21 protein-coding genes are annotated in these 23586 nt (G+C 76.9%); 7 read left to right on the top strand and 14 right to left on the bottom strand.

The annotated features are described in order from the left end of the window. Positions 1-3: 3 nt before the first annotated feature. Positions 4-2340, top strand: a complete 2337-nt coding sequence (locus ANAEK_RS07615; RefSeq protein WP_012525569.1) for a TIGR02266 family protein — start codon at positions 4-6, stop codon at positions 2338-2340. Positions 2341-2527: 187 nt separating this feature from the next. On the opposite strand, the gene ANAEK_RS07610 is transcribed toward ANAEK_RS07615, so the two are convergent. The 6 genes from ANAEK_RS07610 to ANAEK_RS07585 form a co-directional block, all read right to left on the bottom strand. Continuing rightward, a complete protein-coding gene (locus ANAEK_RS07610) occupies positions 2528-3202 on the bottom strand; it encodes a DedA family protein (protein WP_012525568.1) in 675 nt (224 codons plus the stop codon). 136 nt (positions 3203-3338) lie between these two features. After that, the gene (locus ANAEK_RS07605) at positions 3339-3803 is read right to left on the bottom strand and encodes a cyclic nucleotide-binding domain-containing protein (RefSeq protein WP_012525567.1); all 465 of its coding nucleotides are present in this window, start codon (positions 3801-3803) and stop codon (positions 3339-3341) included. Next, positions 3800-4327, bottom strand: a complete 528-nt coding sequence (locus ANAEK_RS07600; protein ID WP_012525566.1) for a gamma carbonic anhydrase family protein — start codon at positions 4325-4327, stop codon at positions 3800-3802. The genes ANAEK_RS07605 and ANAEK_RS07600 overlap by 4 nt, the downstream gene beginning before the upstream one ends. Before the next feature lie 12 nt (positions 4328-4339). Next, a complete protein-coding gene (locus tag ANAEK_RS07595; RefSeq protein ID WP_012525565.1) occupies positions 4340-4774 on the bottom strand; it encodes a VanZ family protein in 435 nt (144 codons plus the stop codon). Beyond that, positions 4771-6165, bottom strand: coding sequence for a tRNA (N6-isopentenyl adenosine(37)-C2)-methylthiotransferase MiaB (gene miaB, locus ANAEK_RS07590; protein WP_012525564.1), 1395 nt, complete (start codon positions 6163-6165; stop codon positions 4771-4773). The genes ANAEK_RS07595 and miaB overlap by 4 nt, the downstream gene beginning before the upstream one ends. Before the next feature lie 77 nt (positions 6166-6242). Further along, positions 6243-7643 (bottom strand): VWA domain-containing protein, encoded by a 1401-nt coding sequence (locus ANAEK_RS07585; protein ID WP_012525563.1) that lies wholly within the window; start codon positions 7641-7643, stop codon positions 6243-6245. A gap of 90 nt (positions 7644-7733) precedes the next feature. Between ANAEK_RS07585 and ANAEK_RS07580 the strand changes: the two genes are divergently transcribed. The 6 genes from ANAEK_RS07580 to ANAEK_RS07555 all read left to right on the top strand — a co-directional run bounded on the left by ANAEK_RS07580 (position 7734) and on the right by ANAEK_RS07555 (position 14694). Further along, on the top strand, positions 7734-8984 hold the full coding sequence (locus ANAEK_RS07580) for a M48 family metallopeptidase (RefSeq protein WP_012525562.1): 1251 nt from the start codon (positions 7734-7736) through the stop codon (positions 8982-8984). Positions 8985-9149: 165 nt separating this feature from the next. Continuing rightward, the gene (locus ANAEK_RS07575) at positions 9150-9815 is read left to right on the top strand and encodes a MotA/TolQ/ExbB proton channel family protein (RefSeq protein ID WP_012525561.1); all 666 of its coding nucleotides are present in this window, start codon (positions 9150-9152) and stop codon (positions 9813-9815) included. Positions 9816-9829: 14 nt separating this feature from the next. After that, entirely contained in the window at positions 9830-10252 is a 423-nt protein-coding gene (locus tag ANAEK_RS07570) for a biopolymer transporter ExbD (protein ID WP_012525560.1), read from the top strand. Continuing rightward, on the top strand, positions 10249-10983 hold the full coding sequence (locus tag ANAEK_RS23600; RefSeq protein WP_012525559.1) for an energy transducer TonB: 735 nt from the start codon (positions 10249-10251) through the stop codon (positions 10981-10983). Before ANAEK_RS07570 ends, ANAEK_RS23600 begins: the two co-directional genes overlap by 4 nt. A gap of 4 nt (positions 10984-10987) precedes the next feature. Next, the gene (locus tag ANAEK_RS07560) at positions 10988-13567 is read left to right on the top strand and encodes a TonB-dependent receptor domain-containing protein (RefSeq protein WP_012525558.1); all 2580 of its coding nucleotides are present in this window, start codon (positions 10988-10990) and stop codon (positions 13565-13567) included. Positions 13568-13578: 11 nt separating this feature from the next. After that, on the top strand, positions 13579-14694 hold the full coding sequence (locus ANAEK_RS07555) for a hypothetical protein (protein WP_012525557.1): 1116 nt from the start codon (positions 13579-13581) through the stop codon (positions 14692-14694). Positions 14695-14716: 22 nt separating this feature from the next. On the opposite strand, the gene ANAEK_RS23285 is transcribed toward ANAEK_RS07555, so the two are convergent. The 8 genes from ANAEK_RS23285 to ANAEK_RS07515 all read right to left on the bottom strand — a co-directional run bounded on the left by ANAEK_RS23285 (position 14717) and on the right by ANAEK_RS07515 (position 23408). Next, the gene (locus tag ANAEK_RS23285) at positions 14717-15307 is read right to left on the bottom strand and encodes a TonB family protein (protein WP_049778370.1); all 591 of its coding nucleotides are present in this window, start codon (positions 15305-15307) and stop codon (positions 14717-14719) included. A 739-nt stretch (positions 15308-16046) separates the two neighbouring features. Next, positions 16047-17786, bottom strand: coding sequence for an AMP-binding protein (locus ANAEK_RS07545; protein ID WP_232288396.1), 1740 nt, complete (start codon positions 17784-17786; stop codon positions 16047-16049). 159 nt (positions 17787-17945) lie between these two features. Continuing rightward, positions 17946-19262, bottom strand: a complete 1317-nt coding sequence (locus ANAEK_RS07540; protein ID WP_012525555.1) for a class I SAM-dependent RNA methyltransferase — start codon at positions 19260-19262, stop codon at positions 17946-17948. A 219-nt stretch (positions 19263-19481) separates the two neighbouring features. Further along, positions 19482-19838 carry a TIGR02266 family protein gene (locus tag ANAEK_RS07535; RefSeq protein WP_012525554.1) on the bottom strand — a complete coding sequence of 119 codons (357 nt, stop codon included), beginning with the start codon at positions 19836-19838 and terminating at the stop codon, positions 19482-19484. Positions 19839-19852: 14 nt separating this feature from the next. Next, positions 19853-20644, bottom strand: coding sequence for an S-adenosyl-l-methionine hydroxide adenosyltransferase family protein (locus ANAEK_RS07530; protein WP_012525553.1), 792 nt, complete (start codon positions 20642-20644; stop codon positions 19853-19855). Positions 20645-20845: 201 nt separating this feature from the next. Further along, positions 20846-21502 carry a 3-oxoacid CoA-transferase subunit B gene (locus ANAEK_RS07525; RefSeq protein ID WP_012525552.1) on the bottom strand — a complete coding sequence of 219 codons (657 nt, stop codon included), beginning with the start codon at positions 21500-21502 and terminating at the stop codon, positions 20846-20848. A gap of 14 nt (positions 21503-21516) precedes the next feature. Beyond that, positions 21517-22218: a CoA transferase subunit A gene (locus ANAEK_RS07520; protein ID WP_012525551.1), complete on the bottom strand. Its 702-nt coding sequence runs from the start codon at positions 22216-22218 to the stop codon at positions 21517-21519. 8 nt (positions 22219-22226) lie between these two features. After that, positions 22227-23408 carry an acetyl-CoA C-acetyltransferase gene (locus tag ANAEK_RS07515; protein ID WP_012525550.1) on the bottom strand — a complete coding sequence of 394 codons (1182 nt, stop codon included), beginning with the start codon at positions 23406-23408 and terminating at the stop codon, positions 22227-22229. Positions 23409-23586: the final 178 nt, after the last annotated feature.

The raw sequence follows: 23586 nt of genomic DNA, 5'->3' as shown, positions 1-23586 counted from the left end.
GCGGTGCCACCAGCAGACAAGCGCGGGAGCGAGCGGACGCCGGTCGGGCTGCTCGTGCGCCTCTCGTACGGCAGCGTGGACGAGTTCACCGAGCGCTTCGCGGTGAACATCTCGCGCGGCGGGATCTTCATCCGGACGCGCGAGCCGCGGCCGGTGGGGACCCTCCTCGCGTTCGATCTGCGGCTGCAGGGCGGCGAGACGGTGATCCGCGGGCGCGGGGTGGTCCGCTGGATCCGCGAGGAGCGGCCCGACGCGCACCCGCCCACCGCGCCGGGCATGGGCGTGCAGTTCACCTGGCTGGACGAGCGCTCGCAGGCGCTCGTCGAGCGGATGGCGGCGCGCAAGGAGCTGCGCGGCGCCGCGCCGGGCGTGGGTGCGCCGGCGCCCATCGCGCCGCGACCGGACCGCACCCCGGCCCCGACGCGCGCGCCGCTGCCCGCCTCGCCGACGCCGGCGCCGCCCCCTGCCCCCACGCCCGCGCCCGCCGCCACGCCGCCGGCGCTCCCTCGTGCGGGTGCGGCGACCCCGGCGCCCCCGCCGCGCGCGGATCCCGCGCCGGCGCTCGCCGACCTCTCGCGCCCGCACCGGGTCGAGCAGCTCGAGGCCGGCCCGGCCCGCGTCGCCACCGGCCTGCCCGACGAGCCGGTCCCCATCACCCGGCCGTCTCGCCACGTCATCGGCATCGACCTCGGCACCTCGAACTCGTGCGCCGCGGTGGTGCGGGACGGGCGCCCGTACGTGATCCCGTCGCGCGAGGGCTACAACACCGTCCCGTCGATCGTCGCCCTGAACGCGCGAAACCGCATCGTGGTCGGCCACCTGGCGCGCGCGCAGCTCCTCACCAACCCGCGCGCGACGGTGTGGGGCGCGAAGCGGCTGGTGGGCCGCGCCTTCGACTCGCCGGTGGTCCAGGAGATCAAGGGCAAGTTCGCGTACGAGATCGTGGCCGGGCCGGACGGGCTCGCGGCGGTGCGGCTCGGGCCCGAGACGCTCACGCTCGAGCAGGTCTCGGCGCTGGTGCTCGCGGAGGTGAAGGAGGTCGCGCAGAACCACCTCGGCGAGGAGGTGAACCGCGCCGTCATCACCGTGCCGGCCTACTACAACGAGCGGCAGCGCGCGGCCGTCCGCCACGCGGGCGCGCTCGCGGGGCTCAAGGTCGAGCGGATCCTGAACGAGCCCACCGCCGCCGCGCTGGCGTACGCGTTCGGGCGGCACCTCGACCAGCGCGTGCTGGTCTACGACCTCGGCGGCGGCACCTTCGACGCCTCGGTGCTGGAGCTGAACGACAACGTCTACGAGGTGGTCTCCACCGGCGGGGACACCTTCCTCGGCGGCGTGGACTTCGACAACCGCATCGTGGAGCGGATGCTCGCCGCCTGGCAGCGCGTGCACGGCGCGCCGTTCTCCGGCGATCGCGTGGCGCTCTCGCGGATGGTGGACGCGGCGGAGCGGGCCAAGTGCGCGCTCTCGGAGCGCACCGAGCACCGGGTGGACCTGCCGTTCCTGGCCATGGCGGACGGGCAGCCGCTCTCGCTCGAGGTGGCCATCTCGCGCGACGAGGTGGTGGAGCTGGTCGCGCCGCTGGTGGACCGGACGCTGGAGGTGTGCCGCGAGGTGCTCGCGGCCCGCTCGCTCTCCGCCACCGACATCGACGAGGTGATCCTGGTGGGCGGCCAGTCGCGCATGCCGCTCGTGCACCAGAAGGTCGGCGAGTTCTTCGGCCGGGCGCCGTCGCGCGCGGTCCACCCGGACGAGGCGGTGGCGGTGGGGGCGGCGCTGCTCGCGCACTCGCTCCAGGGGGCCGAGGGCGTGGTGCTCATCGACGTGCTGCCCATGTCCATCGGCATCGGGCTGCCCGGCGGCCGGGTGAAGACCATCATGGAGCGGAACACGCCGCTCCCGGCGCGCAAGCAGTACGGGCTCACCACCTCGCACGACGGCCAGACCGAGTTCGAGCTGGTGGTGCTCCAGGGCGAGGGCGCGAACGCCGACGACTGCGAGTACCTGGGCACGCTGCGCCTGGAGGGGCTGCCCCCGGGGCCGCGCGGGATGGTGAAGATCGCGGTGACGTTCGAGCTCGGCGCCGAGTGCCTGCTCACCGTCACCGCCCGCGAGCTCAACACCGGGCGCAAGGTGCAGGCGGTCATGTCGGCGCGGGAGGGCGCCGCGAGCGCCCGGCGCAGGCTGGAGCGCGAGGGCGCCCCGGCGGTCTCGACCGGCAGCTTCCCGGTCCCGTCCCCCGGGGCGGCGGGACCGTCCGGCGACCCCACCGCGACCGGCGCCGCGCGCGGGCTGGGCGGGCTGCTGCGCCGGCTGCTGGGCCGCAGCGAGGCGCGCTAGGCTCAGAGCGCCGCCCATTCGCGTAGAGCCCTGCTGCGGCGCACGCTGGCTGCCTGCGCCGGGCAGACTCGTCCCTGTGCTGCTCGACGTGCCTACGGGCACGCCTGCGCTGCTCGGTCCTCGTGTGCCCGGCTCGGCGACGCCATCGTGTGCCTCGCGACGGGCCCCACGCGAACGGGAGGCGCTATCAGTCCCGGTCGCCGTCGGGCGACGCGGGCACCGCCCGGCGCGTCTGGAGCCAGCGCAGGAACAGGCCGAGCAGGACCACCCCGACGCCGAGCAGGATGTAGTGGCTGAAGCGGGCGGCGAGGCGCGCGGCCTCCTCGATGTTCGACCCGAAGTAGAAGCCCAGGCACACCCAGAGCGGCGCCGAGACCAGCGCCGCGGCGCCGTCGAACAGCAGGAACTCCCAGTACGGCATGCCCGCGTGCCCGGCCGTGAAGTAGGTCGGCATGCGGATGCCCGGGAGGTACCGCGCCACCACCACGACCACGTTCCCCCGGCGGCGCATCAGCTTCTCGACCTTCTCGAGCTTCTCGGGCGTGATCATGCGGCGCAGCGGCCGGAAGTCCGCCACCTGGGCGCCGAACTTGCGGCCGGCCAGGAAGATGACCGAGTCGCCCGCCAGGATGCCCGCCAGCCCCACCGCCACCATGAACAGCAGCCCGTCGTCCCGGACCATCGCCGAGAACGAGGCCGCCTCGAGGTCGCTCGCGAGCCAGGCGAGCACGCCGCCCGTGACGAGGATCACGTCCTCGGGCATGGGCAGGCCGAAGCCGCACAGCACCAGCACGGCGAAGACGAACGCGTATCCGACGTGGAGGGAGTGCCCTCCGAGCAACTCGACCAGGCGTTCGAGCATCCGCGGTGCCTCGCGCTCCTTCCCGGGATCCCGGCTTACCGCATGTCCGCCCGGAGGTCACGCGGCACGTGCGCCCGTGCGCAGGCTTCCCGCCCGCCCGCGCGGGCGCGCGACGCGCACGTCCCGTGCACCCGGGTCACGGCGCGGAGGGTCTCGCCGCCGCCAGGCCGCGCAGCAGCTCGCGGCTCTCCGCCACCTTCGCCGAGAGGTCGGCGGCGATGGCGAGCGCCAGCTTCAGGCACGCCTGCGGCTTCTGCGGCTGCAGCCGCACGAAATCGCGCTGGGCCAGCTCCAGCACCTCGCAGGGCGTGGCCGCCACCGCCGACACCAGGCGCACGCTCTTGCCGAGCAGCGCCAGCGCGCCCAGGTGCTCGCCCGGCCCCAGCACGGCCAGCTCGCGCTCGCCCTCCGGCCCGCGCTGGGTGACGCGCACGGTGCCGGTCTTCAGGATGAACATCGACTCGCCCACCATGTTCTCGACGAACAGCGGGCTGCCGGCCGGGACGGCCTTCTCCGCGGCGACGCTCGCGAAGATGCGCAGGCCGGTCTCGGTGAAGTCGCGGAACAGGACCGAGCGCTGCAGCGCCTCGACCACCGTCATGGTACGCCCCCCTCGGCGCGGTAGCGCGCGGCGTACGACACGTAGTTCGCCGCGCTGGTCCGCAGGAAGGCGATCTCCTCCGGCGTGAGCGGGCGCTTCGGCTTCGCGGGCTGGCCCATGACCAGCGTGCCCGGCGGCACCACCGCGCCGGGCGGGACGAGCGCCCCGGCTCCGACCATGGCGTCGGGGCCCACCACCGCGCCGTCGAGCACGATCGCGCCGATGCCGATCAGGCAGCGGTCGTGCACGGTGCAGCCGTGCAGCACCGCGCGGTGGCCGATGGTGACGTCCTCGCCGATGACGGTCGGGTGCGTGCGCGTGGTGACGTGGATGACGGTCCCGTCCTGCACGTTGGTGCGGGCGCCGATCCGGACGGTGTTCACGTCCCCCCGCACCACCGTCCCGAACCAGAGCGAGGCCTCGGGGCCCACCTCCACGTCGCCGGTGACGACGCAGCCGGGCGCGGCGAAGACGCTGGGGTGCAGCCGGGGCCTCGCGCCCGCGTACGGCAGCAGGATGGGCATCGCGCCCGGATGCTAGCCCGCGCGCGACCGGCGCCGCAAGAACGCGGCGGCGAGCGCCGCGCCCCCAAGCGCGCCGGCGGTGTCGGCCGCCCAGTCGAACGCGTCGGGCTGCCGGTGCGGCACGTGCGCCTGGTGCCACTCGTCGCTCGCGCCGTACAGGCTGGCCAGCACCACCGCGGTCGCGAGCAGCCGGCGGCGCCCGCGCGCCAGGCGCGTGCCGGCCAGCGCCAGCGCGAGGAGCGCCCCGAGCACGGCGTAGGCGGACGCGTGGATCACCTTGTCGTGCGAGAAGACGCCCTTCGGCACGAACGGCAGCGGATCCGGGCGGGAGGAGAGCCAGTAGATGAACCCGGCGTACGCGGCGGCCCCCGCGGCCGCGAGCGCCCGCCAGCCCCTCCCCACGGGGGCGGCGACGGCCCCAGCCGCGGCCGGGAGGTCCGCGCTCACGCGAGCGTGCCCGAGAGCGAGCTGCCGCCGGCGCGCGTGATGCGCACCGCCACGCGCGCGCCCGCCGGCGCGGCCGCCTCGTCCGCCGCCAGGTGGACCACGCGGTTCTCCGGCGTCCGCCCCAGCCGCTCCCCCGGCTCGTCGGACGGGCCCTCCACCAGCACCTCGACCACCTTCCCGAGCTCGCCGGCCAGGATCTCCCCGGCGATGCGCCGCTGCGCCGCGAGCAACCGCTCGAGCCGCGCCACCGCGGCCTCGCGCGGCACGTCCCGCCACTCCGGCGCGCTGCCGAGCCGCACCGCCGCGACGGTGTGCGGCCGCGGGCTGAACACGAAGCTGAAGCTCTGCTCGAAGCGCGCGCGCTCCAGGAGCGCCAGCGACGCCTCGAAGTCGGCGTCGGTCTCGCCGGGGAACCCCACGATGAAGTCGGTGGTGATGGCGATGCCGGGCCGGGCGGCGCGCAGGCGGTCGAAGCGATCGAGGTACTCCGCCACCGAGTAGTCGCGGCGCATGCGGCGCAGCACGGCGTCGGAGCCGGACTGCACCGGCAGGTGGAAGTGCGGCATCACCTTCGGCTCGTCGCGGAACACCTCGACGAGCGCGTCGGACAGGTCGTGCGGGTGGCTGGTGGTGAAGCGGATGCGGTCGATCCCGGGCACGGCCGCCACGCGCCGGAGCAGGTCGGCGAACGTGCAGCCGCCGGTGTACGAGTTCACGTTCTGCCCGATGAGCGTCACCTCTCGCACGCCCACGCCGGCGAGCGCCGCGCACTCGGCCACCACGTCGGGGAACGGCCGCGACACCTCGCGCCCGCGGGTGTGCGGCACGATGCAGAACGCGCAGACGTTGTCGCAGCCCTTCATGGCGGTGACGAACGCGGTCACCCGGCCGCGGGCCGCCTCGGGGTCGGCGCGCGGGAACACGTACTCCTCCGAGTCCATCCAGCCGGTCTCGGCGAAGCGCTCGTCGCGGGCGCGCTCGACCATCTCCGGCAGCCGGCCGATGTTGTCCGGCCCGAACACGAAGTCCACGTACGGCACGCGCGCGAGCAGCCGGTCCTTCTCCTGCTGTGCGACGCACCCGGACACCGCGATGAGCGCGCCGCGCCGCGCCTTCACCTCGCGATAGCGCCCCAGCGCCGAGAGCAGCTTCTGCTCGGCCTTCTCGCGCACCGCGCAGGTGTTGAGCAGGATGAGGTCGGCCTCGTCCGCGCTGGCGGCGCGGGCGTAGGCGTGGCGCCCGAGCAGCTCGACCATCCGGTCGGAGTCGGACTCGTTCATCTGGCAGCCGAACGTGTGGACGTAGACCTTGCGCGGCGGCGCCGCCGGCGAGGGGGCGGGCCCGCCCGCGGCGGGGGCCGGCTTCCTGGAGAGGGGCACGAGATCGGACATCGGCGCGGAACCTATGGAACGGTGGGCGGGGAGTCAATCGCCGGCCGTCCCGGGACGGCCGGGCCGGCGCCGGCGGGTCAGCGGCCGGGCACCAGCGCGTCGGCGATCCCCTCCAGCTCGGCGAGCGTGGTCACCGGCGCGACGCGGTCGCAGTGGGCCGCGTAGAGCGGCAGCTCGCTGTCGCCGGTGCCCCACAGGTGCCGGGGCTCGGGGCACATCCACAGCACGCGGCGGGCCCGCCGGCGCAGCTCCTCCAGCACCCACGCCTCCGGGGGGTTGTAGTTGTTCCGGCCGTCGCCGATGACGAGGACGGTGGTGCGGCGGGTGACGGCGGGCAGCGCGGCGCGGTGGAAGGTGCGCAGCGCCCGGCCGTAGTTCGAGTTGGCGGCGAGGCTCACGGCGCGCGCGGCCACCGCCAGGTCCGCGGCGCGGGCCGGCTCGCGCTCGGCCCGGAGCTGCGCGGTCACCTCGGCGAGGTCGGCCACGAACACGAACGTGCGGACCCGGCTGAACAGCGACTGCATGGTGTAGAGGAACAGCAGCATCAGCCGGGTGACGTGGCGCACCGACTCCGACACGTCGCACAGGATGACCACGTCCGGCCGCTGCGGGCGCCGGCGCCGGAACACCACCTGCGCCGGGAAGCCGCCCAGCCCGAGGTTGCGCCGGAGCGTCCGCCGGACCGCCAGCACGCCGCGGCGGCGGCTCCGGTCGCGCCGCACCAGCCGGCTCTTCAGCCGCTCGGCGAGCCGCTTCACGGCGCGCTCGGTGCGCGCGACGTCCTCGCGCGAGAGCGGCGAGAGGCCGCCGCGCCCCTGCTCCGCGCGCCGGACGGTGCGGGCCCCGGCCTCCAGCTCCGCCCAGCGCCGGGCTGCGTCCTCGACGCGGCGGAGCGCATCCGCGACCCGCTCCGAGACGAGCTGCAGCTTCGCCACGTCCAGCCCGCGGGCCCGCAGCGCCTGCTCCAGCGCGGCCGCGTCGGCGGCGAGCGCCGCGCCGCCCGCGGCCGCGAGCAGGCGCCGGCCCTGGAAGCCGGTGGCGCCGGCGCTCGCCAGCGCGGCGAAGTCGAGCTGCTGCGCGGCCGAGCGGAGCAGCCGCGCCAGGAGCGCGGGATCCCCCTGGAGCGCGGCGAGGGCGAGCGGGCTCATCGCGGCGGACAGCTCGCCCAGCGTCCAGGCGACCATCTCCAGGTCGTCGGGCTCGAGCAGCCCTTGCTGCTCCAGCTCGGCGAGCAGCCCGCGCTCGGCGCCCGCCACCAGCCGCCCCATGCCGGAGAAGAGGAGCTCGAACAGCGCCTCGAACACCGGCACGTCCGCGGCGCGCTTCACCAGGGTGGCGCGCAGGGCCGCCTTGAACGCCGCCCGGTCCTCCACGCCCACGAGGGCGCCGGCGGCGACCGCGTCGGCCACCTCGGCGGGCGACACGCGCACGCCGTTCGCGCGCAGGAGCCGGGCGAGCTCCGAGACCAGGGCGTCCACCCGGCGAGTCTAACCGGGCCGGCCCGTCGGCGCGGCGGGACGGCGGGGCCCGGCTGCGCGCGCCGCGGGGGCGGTGTATGACGGGAGGTCATGGGCCCCCTGGTCGTCCCGGTCTTCCTGGCGCTGTTCGCCGTGCAGGTGGCGGTGGAGACCGGGCTCCTCGCGCTGAACCTCCGCCACGCCCGCCGGGCGCAGGGCGTGCCGGCGCCGCTCGCGGGGCAGCTGAGCGAGGAGATCGCGGCGCGGAGCCGGGCGTACACGCTCGCGAACGGACGGCTGGCGCTCGCCGACGGGCTCTTCTCCGCCGCGGCCACGCTCGTGGTGCTGTTCTCCGGCGTGCTGCCCTGGCTCGACCGCGCCGTCTCGGCGCGCCTGGCGGGGCCGCACCGGTTCGTCGCCTACCTGACGATCCTGGCGCTGGGCGGCGCCGCGCTCGCGCTCCCCTTCTCCGCCTGGCGCACGTTCGTGACCGAGGCCCGCTTCGGCTTCAACCGGACCACCCTGGGGACCTGGCTCGGCGACCGCGCCCGCGGGCTCGCGCTCCAGGCGCTGCTCGGCGTCCCCATCCTGTACGCGGTCTACGGCTTCATGCGCTTCGCGGGCGCGCAGTGGTGGCTGTGGCTGTTCGCGTTCCTGGTGGTCGTCCAGGTGGTCCTGCTCTGGGCCTGGCCGACGTTCATCGCGCCGCTGTTCAACCGGTTCCAGCCGCTGCCGGACGGGCCGCTCCGCGAGCGCCTCGACGCGCTCTCGCGCGACGCGGGCTTCGCGAACCGCGGGCTGTTCGTGATGGACGCGTCGCGCCGCTCCGGCCACTCGAACGCGTACTTCACCGGGATCTTCCGGCCTCGCATCGTGCTGTTCGACACGCTGGTGGCGAGCATGAGCGTGGACGAGGCCGCCAGCGTGCTGGCGCACGAGATCGGCCACTACCGCCGCCACCACGTGCACCGCGGCCTGGCGCTGTCGCTCGCCGGGACGCTGGGGATGCTGTTCGTCCTCTCGCGGATCGTGCCGTGGCCGCCGCTCTACACCGCGTTCGGCTTCGACGGCCCCTCGCTCCACGCGGCCGTCGCGCTGCTCTCGCTGTGCGGCGGCGCGTTCGTGTTCTGGCTCGCGCCGCTCGCGGCGCAGATGTCCCGCCGCCACGAGTACGAGGCGGACCGCTACGCGATCGCGCTGGCGCGGGCGCCGGACGCGCTCGCGAGCGCGCTGGTGCGGCTGAACGGCGAGAACCTCTCCAACCTGCACCCGCACCCCTGGTACAGCGCCTGGCACTACAGCCACCCGACCCTGGTCGAGCGGCTCGAGGCCATCCGCTCCCAGCCCGCCCCGGCCCGCTGAGGCGCCGCCCCGCGCCCACCGGGCGATCACCGCCAGCTCCCGGACCGCCGCCCGCCTCCCGGAGGGTCGGGCGGGAGCCGCTGCGCGCCCGCGGTAGCGCGGCCGCGGGGCAGCGGTGTTTCGCGCTCGACGGCGGCCGCAGGCGCGGTCGCCCCGGAGCGAGACATGACGAACGCACTGTTCCACCTGTTCACCCGCGCCGGCGCGGAGTGGGTGATGTTCCTGCTCGCCGCGCTCTCCGTGGCGTCGGTGACGCTGATCCTCGAGCGGCTCGCCTGGTTCGCGCGGCGCCGCGCGCCGGTCCCGGGGCTGCTGCCGCTGCTGCGCGCGGGGCGCCTGGAGGAGGCGCGGCTCCGGGTCGGACGGCTGCGGGGGCTCGAGGCCGAGGTGGCGCGCGCCGCCCTCGACGCCGCCGAGGGCGGCCCGGCGTCGGTGCACGAGGCGGTCGCGTGCGCGATCGCCGAGGCGCGGCCCGGCTACGAGCGCGCGCTGTCGTTCCTCGGGACGCTCGGGAACAACGCCCCCTTCCTCGGGCTGTTCGGCACCGTGATCGGCGTCATCCAGGCGTTCTCCGACCTGGCGGTGGGCGGGCCGCGCGGCGCGGGCGCCGCGGCGGTGATGGCCGGCATCTCGGAGGCCCTGGTCGCGACCGCCGCGGGCATCCTGGTGGCGATCCCGGCGGTGGTCGCGTTCAACGGCTACCAGCGCTGGCTGAAAGCGCTGGTGCAGCGCGCGGAGGCGATCGAGCACGCGCTCGCCGCCCACCTGGAGCGCGACGAGGTCCGCCAGGCCGCGCTGGCGCGGGCGCGCCCGCCCGTCACCGCCGCCTGACCCGGGAGCCCGCCATGGCCGCGCACTCCAACGACCCCGACGACGCGATCACCGGCATCAACGTGACGCCGCTGGTGGACGTCACGCTGGTGCTGCTGGTGGTCTTCATGGTCACCGCCACGTACGTGGTGAAGGACGGCATCGACGTGGACCTGCCCCGCGCCGCGAGCGGCGGCGAGTCCACCGGCCCCACGCTCGCGTTCACGCTCGACCGCGGCGGCCACCTGTTCCTCGACGGCGCGCCGGTGGAGCGCGACGCGGCGCGGGCGGCGGTGCGCGCCGCGCTCGCCCGGAGCCCGGAGGCGCGCGCGGTCATCGGCGCCGACCGCGCGGCCTCGCACGGCGCGGTGGTGTCGCTCATCGACCTGGTGAAGACCGAGGGGCTCACCCGCTTCGCCATCCAGATCGAGCGCGAGGACGCGGGAGCGGCGCGGTGACCGCGGGGCAAGCGCCCGGGCTCCGCGGCCCGCTCGCCGGCGCCGCCGCGGCCTCGCTCCTGCTGCACGCGGCGATCCTCGCCGCGGCGCTGCGCCTCCCGCCGAGGCCTCGCGAGCGGCCCGCGCCGGTGGTGGTGGACCTCGAGGCCGCGCCGCCGCCGGCCCCGCCGCCCGCCCCGGAGCCGCCGCCCGCCGCGCCGCCTCCGCCGCGCCGGGTCGCCGCCGCGGCGCTCCCGCCGCCGCGGCCCATCCCGGCGCCGCCCGCGCCCGCGCCGCCGCCGCCCCCGGACGCGCCCGCCCCCTCGCCCGCGCCGGCCCGCGCGCCGCGCGTGGGCATCTCGCTCTCGTCCACCGCCACCGCGGGCGGCTTCGCGGTGGGCACCGGCGACACGCTCGCGGGCCGCCCTCGGGAGGTCGCCGACGCGCCGGAGCCGGCCCGGCCGCTCCCCGCCGCGCCGCGGCCCTCGGCGCAGCCGCGGCTCGTGGCGCGACCGGAGGTGCCTTACCCGCCCGACGCCCGCCGCGCCGGGCTGGAGGGCCGGGTGGTGCTGCTCCTGCGCGTCGATCGGGAGGGCCGCGTGGCCGCGGCGCGCGTGCTCTCCGAGCCGGGCGGCGGGCTCGGCGCGGCGGCCCGCGCGGCCGCGCTCGGCTTCCGCTTCCAGCCGGCGCTGCTCGAGGGCGAGCCGGTCGAGACCGAGATCCGCTTCACCTACACCTTCGTCCTGGAGTGACCCCATGATCCGCCTCCTCACGCTCGCCGCCGCGCTCCTCGCGGCGGCGCCTCCCCTCGCTCGCGCCGGCGAGGGCGTGGGCGCCCTGACCCGCGCACCGGAGCTCCTCGAGGCGGTCGAGCCGGACTACCCGGAGGCCGCCCGGGCCGCCGGCGTCACCGGCGTGGTCGCGCTCGAGCTGGAGCTCTCCGATGCGGGCGAGGTGGTCTCGGCCGAGGTGACCGGGTCCGCCGACCACGGGCTCGACGAGGCGGCGCTCGCCGCCGCGCGCCGCCTCCGCTTCACGCCCGCCGAGATCGACGGGAAGCCTGCGGCGGTGCGCATCGCCTACCGCTTCGAGTTCCGGCTCGCCGCGCCCGAGGACGCCCCCGCGCCGCCCGAGCTTCGCGGGCGGGTGCTGGAGCGCGGCACCCGCCTGCCGGTGGCCGGCGCGCTGGTGCGGGCCGAGCCGGCCGCCGGCGAGGGGCGCTCGACCTACACCGACCGTGACGGACGCTTCGCGCTCGCCGGGGTCCCGGCCGGCCCGGTGGCGGTCACCGTCGAGGACGGCGCGCACCGGCCGCTCCGCTCGATGGAGGAGGTCCGCGCGGGCGAGGCGCTGGAGGCGACGTACTGGGTGGCGCGGGCGGCCGGCCCGGGCGAATACGAGGCGGTGGTGGTCGGGGAGCGGGAGGCGCGCGAGGTCTCGCGGGTGGCGCTCTCCGCCGGCGAGGTGCGCCGCGTCCCCGGCGCGTCCGGCGACGCGGTGAAGGTGCTGCAGAACCTGCCCGGCGTGGCGCGGCCGCCCGGCCCCTCCGGCCAGCTCGTGGTCCGCGGCGGCAATCCGCGCGACACCCGCGTCTACGTGGACGGCCAGCGGGTGCCGCAGGTGTTCCACTTCGGCGGCCTGACCAGCGTCTACGCCTCGGACCTGCTCCAGGACGTGGAGTTCGAGCCGGGCAACTTCGGCGTGCGCACCGGGCGCGCGATCGGCGGCCGGGTGAACCTCGTCACCCGCGATCCGGGCGAGCACAGCCACGCGCTCGCCGACGTGAACCTGTACCACGCCACCGCGCTCGTCGAGGGGACGACGGCGGCCGGGGTGGGCGTGGCGCTCGCCGCGCGGCGCTCCTACGCCGACGCGATCCTGACCCGCGCCGCCGAGCAGTCCGACGACGGCCCCGGGATGCGCGTGGCGCCGCGCTACTACGACCTGCAGGCCAAGGCGGCCTGGCACCCCGGCCCGGACGACACGGTCCGCCTCGACGTGTTCGGATCGGACGATCGGATGGTCCTCACCGGCGTGGCGCGGGAGGAGCTCCGCGACGTGGCGCTGCTCGAGTACGGGACCCGCTTCTCGGTCGCCACGCTGCGCTGGGCGCACCGCGCCAGCGAGGCGACGCGGGTCGAGGTCTCGGCGGGCGGCGACTGGCAGGACGCGACCATCCGGGCCGGCGACGCGTACCAGGAGCGGTCCCGGGTCTTCACCGGCAGCGTGCGCAGCGAGGTCCGCCACGCCGCGGCGCCGTGGCTCGACCTCGCCGCCGGCGTGGACGGCGGCTGGGCGCCGTCGGCGCGCGTCGAGGTGACCGCCCCGCCCTTCCCGCCGCCGGGCCAGGTGCCCTCGCCGCAGGAACCGCCGAGGCGATACCGCGCGCGGATCGAGGGCGCCGAGGGCGGCGCGTTCCTGGAGGCGACCTGGAAGCCGGCGGCGGGCGTGGCGATCGTCCCGGGGATCCGCGCCGACGCGCAGCGGCTGCTGGGCACGCGCACCTGGGCGGACCCGCGCGTCGCGGCCCGCTGGCAGCTCCGTGCCTCGACCGCGCTCACCGCGGCCGCCGGCCTCTACCACCAGTCGCCGCCGCTCGCCTACCTCACCGAGGAGTGGGGCAACCCGGCGCTCCGGCCGGAGGGCGCCTGGCAGTACTCGGCCGGCGTGGAGCAGCGCCTCCTCCCGCGCCTCACCGTGGGCGTGCAGCTCTTCGCGAAGCGCCTGTTCGACCTGGCGCTCCCGTCGGACGCCACGGTGGTCCGCGACGGCGTCGAGGTGCCGGAGCGCTTCTCCAGCCGCGGCACCGGGCGCGCGCGCGGCGCGGAGCTGCTGCTCCGCTGGGAGCCCGGGGCCCGCTTCACGGGCTGGCTCGCCACGTCGTGGTCGCGCACGCGGCGCGGGCAGGCGGTGGGCGGGGAGCGGCTCGAGGACGAGGGCGACGCCTACGACCAGCCGCTCAACCTCGTGGCGGTGGGGAGCTGGGAGCTCCCGGAGCTGTGGGACGGCCTGTCCGCCGGCTTCCGCCTGCGCGCGGGCAGCGGCAATCCCTACGAGCCCGTCCGCGCCGCCGTGTACGACGCCGACGCGGACGCGTACCGCCCGCTCGAGACCGGGCGCCGGTCGGCGCGGATGCCGGCGTTCTTCCAGCTCGACGTCCGCGCCGACAAGAAGTGGACCTACCGCACCTGGACGTTCGCCGCCTACCTCGAGATCCAGAACGCGACCGCACGGGAGAACGCCGAGGCGGTCGCCTGGAACCACGACTACACGCGCCGGGGCTGGGTGACCGGCCTCCCCTTCTTCCCCGCGTTCGGCCTGCGCGCCGAGTACTGACGGAGCCCGCCATGCGCCACCTCCTGCCGCTCCCGCTCGCCCTCCTCCTCGCCGCGTTCGTCTCCGGGTGCGCCCCGGACTTTCCGCCGGCCTCCGAGGTCTCCGGCCTCCGGGTGCTCGCGATCCGCGCCGAGCCGCCCGAGATCGCCCCCGCCGGCGACGGGAGCGCCCCGGCCCGCGCCGCGCTCGACGCGCTGGTCGCGCACCCGCTCCAGGCGGCCGATCCCTCCCGCCGCGCGACGGTGATCCACCTCGCGTGCACGCCCGTGCCCGGCGCACCGGACGCGTCCGGGTGCGCCCGCCTCGAGGCGCTGACCGACCCGGCCGCCCTCCTCTCGGGCGCCGACCTCGCCGAGGCCTGCGCGGCGCCGGGGCGGGGCCGCGCCGGCGCGCTCACCTTCGCGGGCGCGGCCGCTTGCGGCCCGCTGGGCTGCGAGGCGGCGGTGGTGCGGCGCGACCCGGCCGATCCGGGCTCCGAGGTGACGCTGCCCGAGCCCGCCTACGAGCTGCCGCCGGAGCTCTCCTTCTCGGCGCTCCCCGCCGGCGCGGCGGAGCGGGTGCTCGGGCTGGAGGTGACGGTGATCGCGCTCGCGCTCGACGCGGCGCCCGCGGAGCTCGCGCCGGCGTCCGCGGCGCCGGACGCGTGCGCGGCGCTGGCCGAGGTGGCCGCGCGCCTGCTGGCCGAGTGGGACCTCCGCGGACACGTGATCGCGCTGAAGCGCGTGCGGGTGCGCGGCCCGGAGGCGCTCTCCCCGCCCAACGCGAACCCGGTGATCTCGGCGGTCCGCCTGGGCGGCGCCGCGCTGCCGCCGCCGGGCGCGCCGCCCGCCGCGATCGCGGGCGGCGATCAGGACCTGCTCCCCGCCCTCCCCGGCGACCCCGCGGCGCTGCTCGAGGAGTACGTGTACGCCGACTCGGACGGTCGGCCCATCGAGACCCGGCGCGAGACCTGGGCGTTCTCCTGGTTCGGGACCGCCGGCGAGATCGACCGGCTCGTCACGCACGGCGCGGGCGAGGCCGACCGGTACGCACCGGCGCCCGCAGGACCGGCGCTGGTCTGGTCGGTGGTGCGGGACCTGCGCGGCGGCACCGCCTGGAGCGCGGGCGCGCTGGTGACCGGCCCTTGACCCGCGCCGCCGCCCCCGCGCGCTACTCGTCGAAGCGGATGGGCATCACCACCCAGAGCCGGGTGGGCTTGCCCGCCGCGTCGGCGCCGGGTGCGAAGCGGCAGCCGCGCACCGCGGTCCAGATGGCGTCGGCGACGCGGCGGTCGGGCAGGTCCCCCATCACCTGGAACAGCCCCACCGTCCCGTCCTTCGCCACCGCGAAGCGGACCGTCACCGGCCCGCTCACCCGCTCCCGCGCGTCGCGCGGAAGCCGGATGGCGTCCTGCACGCAGCGCGCGACCTCGAGGTGCGGCTTCCGGAAGCCCTCCGCCGCGTAGCGCGGCGCGTCCTCCACCGGCGTCGCGCCCGCGGGCGGCGGCGGGAGCGGCACGTCGGTCCAGGCGCCGCGCCCGGCGTCCGCGTGATCGAGCGAGACCAGCGTGGCCGGGCCGACCGAGCCTCCGCCGCGCGCCGGGGCCGGGTCGGCAGCGCGCTCGGCGGCGCGCGCGGTGGACGGCCGCGGTGCGGGCGACGGCGCCGGCTGCTCGCGGGCGGCGCGGGGGCGCGGCGCGGGCGGCTCGGCCGGCACCCTGGACGGCGCGGCGGCCGGGGCCAGCGTGCGGGCGGCGACCACGGGCGCGGGCGCCGGCGCGACGGCGAGCGCGGCGGGATCGGCGGACGCCGGGGCGGGCGGCGGGCGCAGGCGCCGTCGCGGCCGCCGGCGCGGTGGCGATGGCGGTGGCGGCGTCCGGGGCCGGCGCGGCGCGCTCCAGCTTCCGCGCCTGCCAGACGAACGCGAACACCGCGCCGAGGCACAGCACCGCGACGGCGCCCAGCACCGGCGCGGCGCCGCGGCGAGGGGTGACGCGCGCGAAGGCGGGGCCGGCGGCCGGGCCGCGGTAGCGGGCGCGCTCCGCGACGGCCGGCGCGGCGGCGGCCGGCGCCTGCGGCTCCGGCTCGCCGCCCAGGTCGAGATCCTCGAAGCTGGCCTCGGCCCCGTCCGCCGGCCCCGGAGCGTCGTCGAAGCCGAGCGCCTGCGCGAGCGGCACGGCGGGCGTCGACGCCGGCGCGGGGGTCGGCGCGGGCGCGGCGGCCGGGAGCGGCGGCGGCGACCCCGGCGCGCGCCCGGTGGCGGCGGCAGGCGAGGTCGGATACCCGCACGTGCAGCGCGGCGCGCCCCCGGGCACCTCGCCGCCGCAGCGTGCGCACGTCACGACACGTGAATCCATCGCTCCCCCCGTCGCACCGGACCGATGGTCTGGCTTGTAGCAGCCGCCCCGGCCCGCCCCAAGTCGCGCGGGCGGGGTCCACGCGACGGGCGGTGCGACCCGGGCGCACCTCGGGTGACGATCGGCGACGAGGGCGGGCGGCGCCTACACCGCGCCGTACAGCCGCGCCAGCGAGGGCGCCAGCCACTCGACGAGCGCGTCGCGCTTCACCTTCAGCGTCGGCGTGACGAGCGCGGGGTGCTCGTGCGGCGCGCCCGGGATCACCAGCAGGCGCTTGGGCTTCTCGAACTCGCTGAACGCGGCCAGCGCGGCGCGGGCGCGCGGGAGCAGCTCCTCGGCCGCGTCCTTGCCGGCGGCGGCGAGGCGGGCCAGCTCCTCCCTGGCCACGAACACGGCCGCGGCCACGAACGGACGTCCCTCGCCGAGCAGCACCGCGCCCTGGAACGGCTCGGCGGCCGCGATGGCCTGCTCCACCGGCTCGGGCGACACCTTCTTGCCGGTGGAGAGCACCATGAGGTTCTTCTTCCGGCCGTCGATCCGGAGCGCGCCGTCCGGCTCCTCGCACCCGACGTCGCCGGTGCGGAAGAAGCCGTCGTCCGTGTAGGCATCCTCGGCGTCCTCGGGCTCGAGGTAGCCGGTGAACAGGAGCGGGCCGCGCACCTGCAGCTCGCCGTCGGGGGCGAAGCGCAGGTCGTGCTCGGGCGTCGGGTACCCGGCGCTCCCGGCACGGCGCGGGCCCGAGAACAGGTTGGACGAGATGAGCCCGGCCGTCTCGCTCATGCCGTAGAGCTCGACCATGGGGATGCCGAGCGCCTCGTAGAACCGGAACAGCGCCGGCGCCGCGGGGGCGCCGCCGGCGAACAGGCCGCGGATGCGGCCGCCGAGCCTGGCCCGCACGGCGCGCCCCACCAGCCGGTCGGCGAGGCGCGCCAGGGCGCGATCGGGGAGACGCCGCGAGCCGTCCACCCGCACCCGCGCCGCCGCCTCCAGCGCGCGCCGGGCGAGCGCGCGCGCCGGCCCCGGCAGCGCGTCCACCCGCGCCAGCACGCCGGCGCGGATCCGCTCGTACACGAGCGGCACCGAGAACAGGTAGGTCGGGTGGAGCTCCAGCGCGCGCTCGATGTCCTCGCGCCGGGCGGTCATCGCGAGCGCGTGCCCCTGGGCCAGCGCCAGCGTGAACTGGGCGTGCCCGGCCACGTGGGCGAACGGCAGGAAGTGCACGCCGAGGTCGTCCTCGGTGGTGCCGACCGGCAGCGTCCCGCCCTCGACCGCGTGCACCATCGCGCGCTGCGGCAGCCGGACGCCCTTGGGCCGGCCGGTGGTGCCGCTCGTGAAGAGCAGCAGGAACGGGTCCTCCTCGCCCACCGCGGCGGCGAGCGCGGCGTGCTCCGCGCCGTCGAGGCCGGGCGCGCCCGGCCCGGTCGCGTCGGCCAGGGTCATGGCCGAGAGGCCGGCGACGAGCGACGCCGCGGCGAGCGGCTCGCCGGAGAGGACCACCCGCAGGCCGGCGGCGGACAGCTCGCCGGCGACGGGCGCGAGCTTCTCCCAGCCCTGCGCGCCCGAGACGACCACCACCCGCGGCCGCACCCGCCGCGCGATCCCCTGGGCCGCCTCGGCCGAGAGGCTGGCGAAGATCGCGGCCGGCTCGGCGCGGAGGAGCTGCGCCCCGAGCGCCACCATCTGCCACTCCGGCGAGTTGTCGGCGAGCAGCAGGATGCGCGTCCCCGGGCCGACGCCGTGCGCGCGCAGGAACGCGGCCGCGCGGCCCACGCCGGCGCGGAACCCGGCGAACGTCACGGCCCGCGGCGCCGCGCCGGGCGTGGCCGGGTCGAAGAACCGGATGAACGGCTTGTCCGGGAGCCGCGCCGCCGTGTGCTCGAGCATGGCAGGCAGCGTGCGGGCGGGGTAACGGTGCAGGGGGAGTCGCGTGGGCATGGGGCTGGCCGGTGGCCGGTGGGAGCGTGCCCTCGGCGTGTCACCACGGTGTCACGGCGGCGACGGTGGGTGCGCGCGGCCCCCCGCCGCAAGCCCACCCGGCGCGCGCTACCGCTCGAGCAGCGCCACCCCCTCCACGTGGTGCGTCTGCGGGAACATGTCCACCGGGACCACCGCCGCGACGCGATAGCCGGCCTCCACGCAGGCGCGCAGGTCGCGCGCGAACGTGGCCGGGTCGCAGGAGACGTAGACGGCCCGCGGAACGCCCAGGTCGCGGAGCGCGGGCCCGATCCCCCGCGCCCCCTCGCGCGGCGGGTCGAGCAGCGCCGCGCCGAAGCGCCGCGCCCCGGGGCCGGCCTCGCGGCCGAAGGCGCGCGCCAGCGCCAGCGCGTCGCCCGCGAAGAAGCGCACGTTCCGCCCGCCCAGGTCGGCGCGGGCCAGGTCGAGCGCCGGCCCCTGCACCTCCACCGCGGAGACGCTCCGGGCCCGCTCCGAGAGCGGCCCGGTGAAGTTCCCCGCGCCGCAGTGCAGCTCGAGGACCTCCTCGCCCGCGGGCGCGAGCAGCTCGAGCGCGGTCTCCACCAGCCGCGCGTTCGCGCCGCGGTTCGCCTGCTGGAACACGTCCGGCCGCGAGCGCTGCGTCCCCGCCTCCGGCCGACCGGGCGCGCGCGCTTGCCGCAGCACCGGGTCGCCGGCGGTCACCGGCTGCCCGCCCTCGGCCTGGAGCACGAGGCCCTGGAGCGACGGCACCGCGCGGAGGAGCGCCTCGGCGCGGGCGCGCACCGGCGCGGTCACCTCCGGCAGGAGCAGCCACGCCGCGCCCCGCTCCGCGGCGTCCGACCACTCCAGCGCCACCTCGCGCGGCGAGAGCTTCGCCGCGGCGAGCGCCGGCCCGACCGCCTCGCGCAGCGCGTCGAGCCCGGGCGACAGCAGGTGGCACTCGCGCAGCCGGACCGGCTCGTGGGAGCGCCGGCGGAAGAACACCAGCCGGCCGGCGGCGCGGTCGTGGTGGAACTTGGCGCGGGCGCGGTAGCGCAGGGGCGAGGGCGAGGGGACGATGGGCCGCGCCGGGTAGCTGCCCGGCTCGAGCTTGCCGATCCGCCGCAGCGCCTCGTGCAGCGACCGCTCCTTCGCGGCGAGCTGCGCCGGGTACGCGACGTGGAGCCACTCGCAGCCGCCGCAGGCGGCGTCCGGCGACGGGCCCGGGCCGAAGTGGCGGCACGGCGCGGCCACCCGGGCCTCGCCGGGCGCGGTGAGCTCGACCAGCGCGCCGTGCGCGGTGGCCGCCCCGGGGCGCGGCGGCGGGACGTCGGCGAGCACCCGGTCGCCGGGCGCGGTCCAGGGCACGAACACGGTCAGCTCGCCGTGGCGGCCCACGCCCTCGCCGCCGGGGGCGAGCGCCTCGATGGTCAGCGGGATGCGCACGCGCCGGGGATAACACGCCCCGGCGCGAACTTCAGCCGGCGGGCGCCGGCCGGGCTCAGAGCGCGTGAATCAATCCCCGGACCGAGCCAGGCGGTCGAGACGCGAGCAGCGCGAGGCGCGACGACCGAGCATGCCCGTCGGCATGTGAGGGAGGAGCAACGACGCGATGCGACGCGGATCGGCCGCCGCGGCGACGGGAGGGGATTGGCTCACGTGCTCTCAGCTCTCGTCGAGATCGCGGCGCAGCCGCGAGACGAACGCCTCCAGCTCGCGCCGCCGCGGCTCGTCCACGCCGGTGAACTCGATGCCCATGCCCGGCACGACGTTCACGGGGTTGCCGAACGGGCTGACGCGGGTGACGCGGCCTTCCAGGTGGTACGGGAAGGACGCGCCCGGGAGCTGTATGAGGATCTTCACCGCCGTGCCGACCGGCAGCGGGCTGCGCGTGTTGATGAACAGCCCGCCCTGGCTGATGTCGGTGGCCCAGTCGCTGAGGAAGGCGCCCACCGTCCGGTAGGCCACGGGGATCTCGTGGTGGAGGCGCGCGGAGCGCCGCTTCGTCCCGGACGGCGTCATCCGCGAAAACTGTATCAGGGGCTCACGGCCGGGCCAAGAACGAGGCGGATCGTGAGCCCGCGGGCGCCACCCAGCCGCGCGGCCGCGCTCCCCTCGCGGATGGCCAGCTCCACCCGGCCCCCGCTCCCCACCAGCGCGACCAGCTCGCCCGGTGCCCCCTCCCCGAACGTCCGGACCCAGCGCGCCGGCTGGTCGCCCGCGAACGCGGCGCCCACCGCCGCGCCGCCCAGGTCGGCCGCGCGGATCGAGGTGACCAAGTTGCCGAACCGGTCGGCCGCCAGCGCCACCCCGCGCAGCTCGCCGCCGGCCACCTCGGCCGCCGGCCACTCCAGCCGCACCGGATCCGCCACCTCCCGGCCGAGCGCGGCGGGCGTCCCGCCGCGGGCGAGGTAGATGGCCGCCGGGGCGAACAGGTCGCGGCCGTGGAACGTGGCGGTGCGCGGCGCCGCCAGGACGCCGCCCGTCGCGAGCGCCCAGGCGCGCGCCCCCTGGCCGAGGAAGGGCGTGAGCAGCCCGTTGTCCGGCCCGAGCAGCCGTCGCCCCTCGGGATCCACGACGCACAGCGCCCGGCGGGCGGTGCCGACCCCCGGGTCCACCACGGCGAGGTGGACCGCCTCCCGGGGGAACCAGGGCAGGCAGGCCTCGAGCATGAGCGCGCCGGCGAGGACGTCGAACGCGGGCACCTCGTGGGACACGTCCACCAGGCGGGCGTCCGGGAACGCGACGAGCAGCACCGCCTTCATCTGCGCCGGGAACCCCGAGCCGGCGCCGAAGTCGGTGGTGAGCGTGAACAGCGGACCGGCCACGGGTGCCCTCCCCGCCCCGCGCCCGAGGCGGCGGCGCTCAGAGCGCGTGAGTCAATCCCCGGACCGAGCCGGGCGGTCGAGACGCGAGCAGCGCGAGGCGCGACGACCGAGCATGCCCGTCGGCATGTGAGGGAGGAGCAACGACGCGATGCGACGCGGATCGGCCGCCGCGGCGACGGGAGGGGATTGGCTCACGTGCTCTCATGCCTGCATGGACCGCAGGTCGGGCGCCACGATGAGCTTCGGCTCGGTGAGCGCCTGCACCGACTCGACGGTCTCGCCCGGCGCGAGCTCGCGCAGGATCAGGCCGTCCTGGCTCACGTCCAGCCAGGCGCGGTCGGTGCAGATCGACGAGACGCAGCGCAGGCCGGTGATGGGCAGCGTGCACTGGCGGAGGATCTTCGGCTTCCCGTCCTTGGTGGCGTGCTCCATCATCACCACCACCCGCTTCGCCCCGGCGACGAGGTCCATCCCGCCGCCCATCCCCTTCACCATCTTGCCCGGCACGAGCCAGTTGGCGAGGTCGCCGCGCTCCGACACCTCGAGCGCGCCGAGGATGGCGAGGTCGATGTGGCCGCCCCGGATCATCGCGAACGACTCGGCGGAGGAGAAGAAGGCCGCGCCCTTCACCACCGTCACGGTCTCCTTCCCGGCGTTGATGAGGTCCGGGTCCAGCTCGTCCTCGCGCGGGTACGGGCCCACGCCCAGGATGCCGTTCTCCGACTGCAGCACCACCTCGACGCCCGGCGGCACGAAGTTGGAGACGAGCGTGGGCATCCCGATGCCGAGGTTCACGTAGAAGCCGTCGCGCAGCTCGCGGGCGACGCGCGCGGCGATCTGCTCTCGGTTGAGCGGCATCGTTCCGATCCTCCCTACGCCGTCGCCGGACGGATCGTCCGCCGCTCGATCCACTTCTCGTACCGCTCCCCGCGGACCACCCGCCTCACGTAGATGCTGGGCGTGTGGATCCGGTCCGGGTCGAGCGCGCCCGGCTCGACCACCTCCTCCGCCTCCGCGACCGTGACCGCCGCCGCGGCGGCCATCATCGGCTGGAAGTTGCGGGTGGTCTTCCGGTACACGAGGTTGCCCCAGGTGTCGGCCTTCCAGGCCTTCAGGAACGCGAAGTCGGCCTTGAGCGGCAGCTCCAGCAGGTACTCGCGGCCGGAGAGCAGCCGCGTCTCCTTGCCCTCCGCCACCTGCGTGCCGACGCCGGTGGCGGTGTAGAAGCCGCCGATGCCGGCGCCGCCGGCGCGGATGCGCTCGGCGAGCGTGCCCTGCGGCACCAGCTCCACCTCCAGCTCGCCGGAGAGGAACTGCCGCTCGAACTCCTTGTTCTCGCCCACGTACGACGCGACGATCTTGCGGATCTGCCGCGCCTTCAGCAGCACGCCCAGCCCGAGCTCGGTCGTGCCGCAGTTGTTCGAGACGAGCACCAGGTCGCGCACGCCCTTGCGGTGGAGCGCGAGGATCAGGTTCTCCGGGTTCCCGCACAGGCCGAACCCGCCCACCATGATGGTGGCCCCGTCCTTCACGTCCGCGACCGCGGCGTCGGCCGACTCGACCAGCTTGTTCATCCGCCCTCCTACCGCTCCACCACGAGCGCGACGGCCTCGCCGCCGCCGATGCAGAGCGACGCCAGGCCGCGCCGGCGATCGAGGTCCTTCATGGCCTGGAGCAGCGTCACCAGGATGCGCGCGCCGGAGGCGCCGATGGGGTGGCCCAGCACCACCGCGCCGCCGCGCACGTTCACCTTGCGCGGGTCGAGGCCGAGCAGCGCGTTGTTGGCGATCGACACCACCGCGAACGCCTCGTTGATCTCCCAGAGGTCCACGTCCGAGACCTGGAGCCGCGCCTTCGCCAGCGTGGTCCGGATCGCGTCGGCCGGGGCGATGGTGAACTCCACCGGCGCCCGCGCGGCGCCGCCCCAGGCGCGCAGGCGCCCGAGCACCGGCAGCCCGTCGCGCGCGGCGCGCTCGGCGCTCGCGAGCACCAGCGCGGCCGCCCCGTCGTTGATGGACGAGGAGGTGCCGGCGGTGACGGTGCCGTCCTTCTTGAACGACGGCCGGAGCGTCGGGATCTTCTCCGGCCGCGCGCCCTTCGGGCCGTCGTCCTCGGCCACGACCGTCTTCTCGCCCTTCTTGCCCTCGATCTCCACCGGGACGATCTCGGCCTTGAACGCCCCCGCCTTCCACGCCTCGACCGCGCGGCGGGTGGACTCGATCGCGTACTCGTCCTGCGCGGCGCGGGGGATCCCCTGCGTGGCGGCGCAGTGCTCGGCGCACATGCCCATGTGCTGCTGCCCGTACACGTCCCAGAGGCCGTCGTGGATCATCCCGTCCACCAGCTCCACGTTGCCCATCCGCGCGCCGGTCCGCGCGGACCGATCGTAGTACGGCACGTTGGACATCGACTCCATCCCGCCCGCCACCACCACGTCGGCGTCGCCGAGGGCGATGGCCTGCGCGGCGGAGATCACCGCCTTCAGGCCGGAGCCGCACACCTTGTTGAGCGTCCAGGCGGGGGTCTTCTCCGGGAGGCCCGCGTAGATCGCCGCCTGCCGGGCCGGCGCCTGCCCCTCGCCCGCCTGGAGGACGTTGCCCATCACGACCTCGTCCACGGTCGAGGGCTCGACCCCGGCGCGCGCGAGCGCGGCGCGGATCGCGACCGCGCCGAGGCGCGGGGCGGTGACCGAGGCGAGCGAGCCGAGGAACGAGCCGATGGGCGTGCGCGCCGCCCCGACGATGACCACTTCGCGTCCGGTCATGGTGACCTCTGGGTGAGGGACCCGCCCAAGGGACCTCGGGCGGCGCCCCGAAGATAGGAAGGCGTTTCCCCGCTCGTCAACCAATCGTCGGAGCCCGTCGCCGGCGCCGCGCCCCGTCCGGTTCGTTGCGGCGGTGGGCGGGATCTGCGTCGGCCAGCGCGCCCCGCGGCGCCTCCGC

It is taken from the genome of Anaeromyxobacter sp. K, from assembly GCF_000020805.1.
In the GTDB taxonomy this organism is placed as follows: domain Bacteria; phylum Myxococcota; class Myxococcia; order Myxococcales; family Anaeromyxobacteraceae; genus Anaeromyxobacter; species Anaeromyxobacter dehalogenans.
Note: the sequence above shows the minus strand (reverse complement) of the source record. Positions and strands in the feature narration are given on the sequence as shown.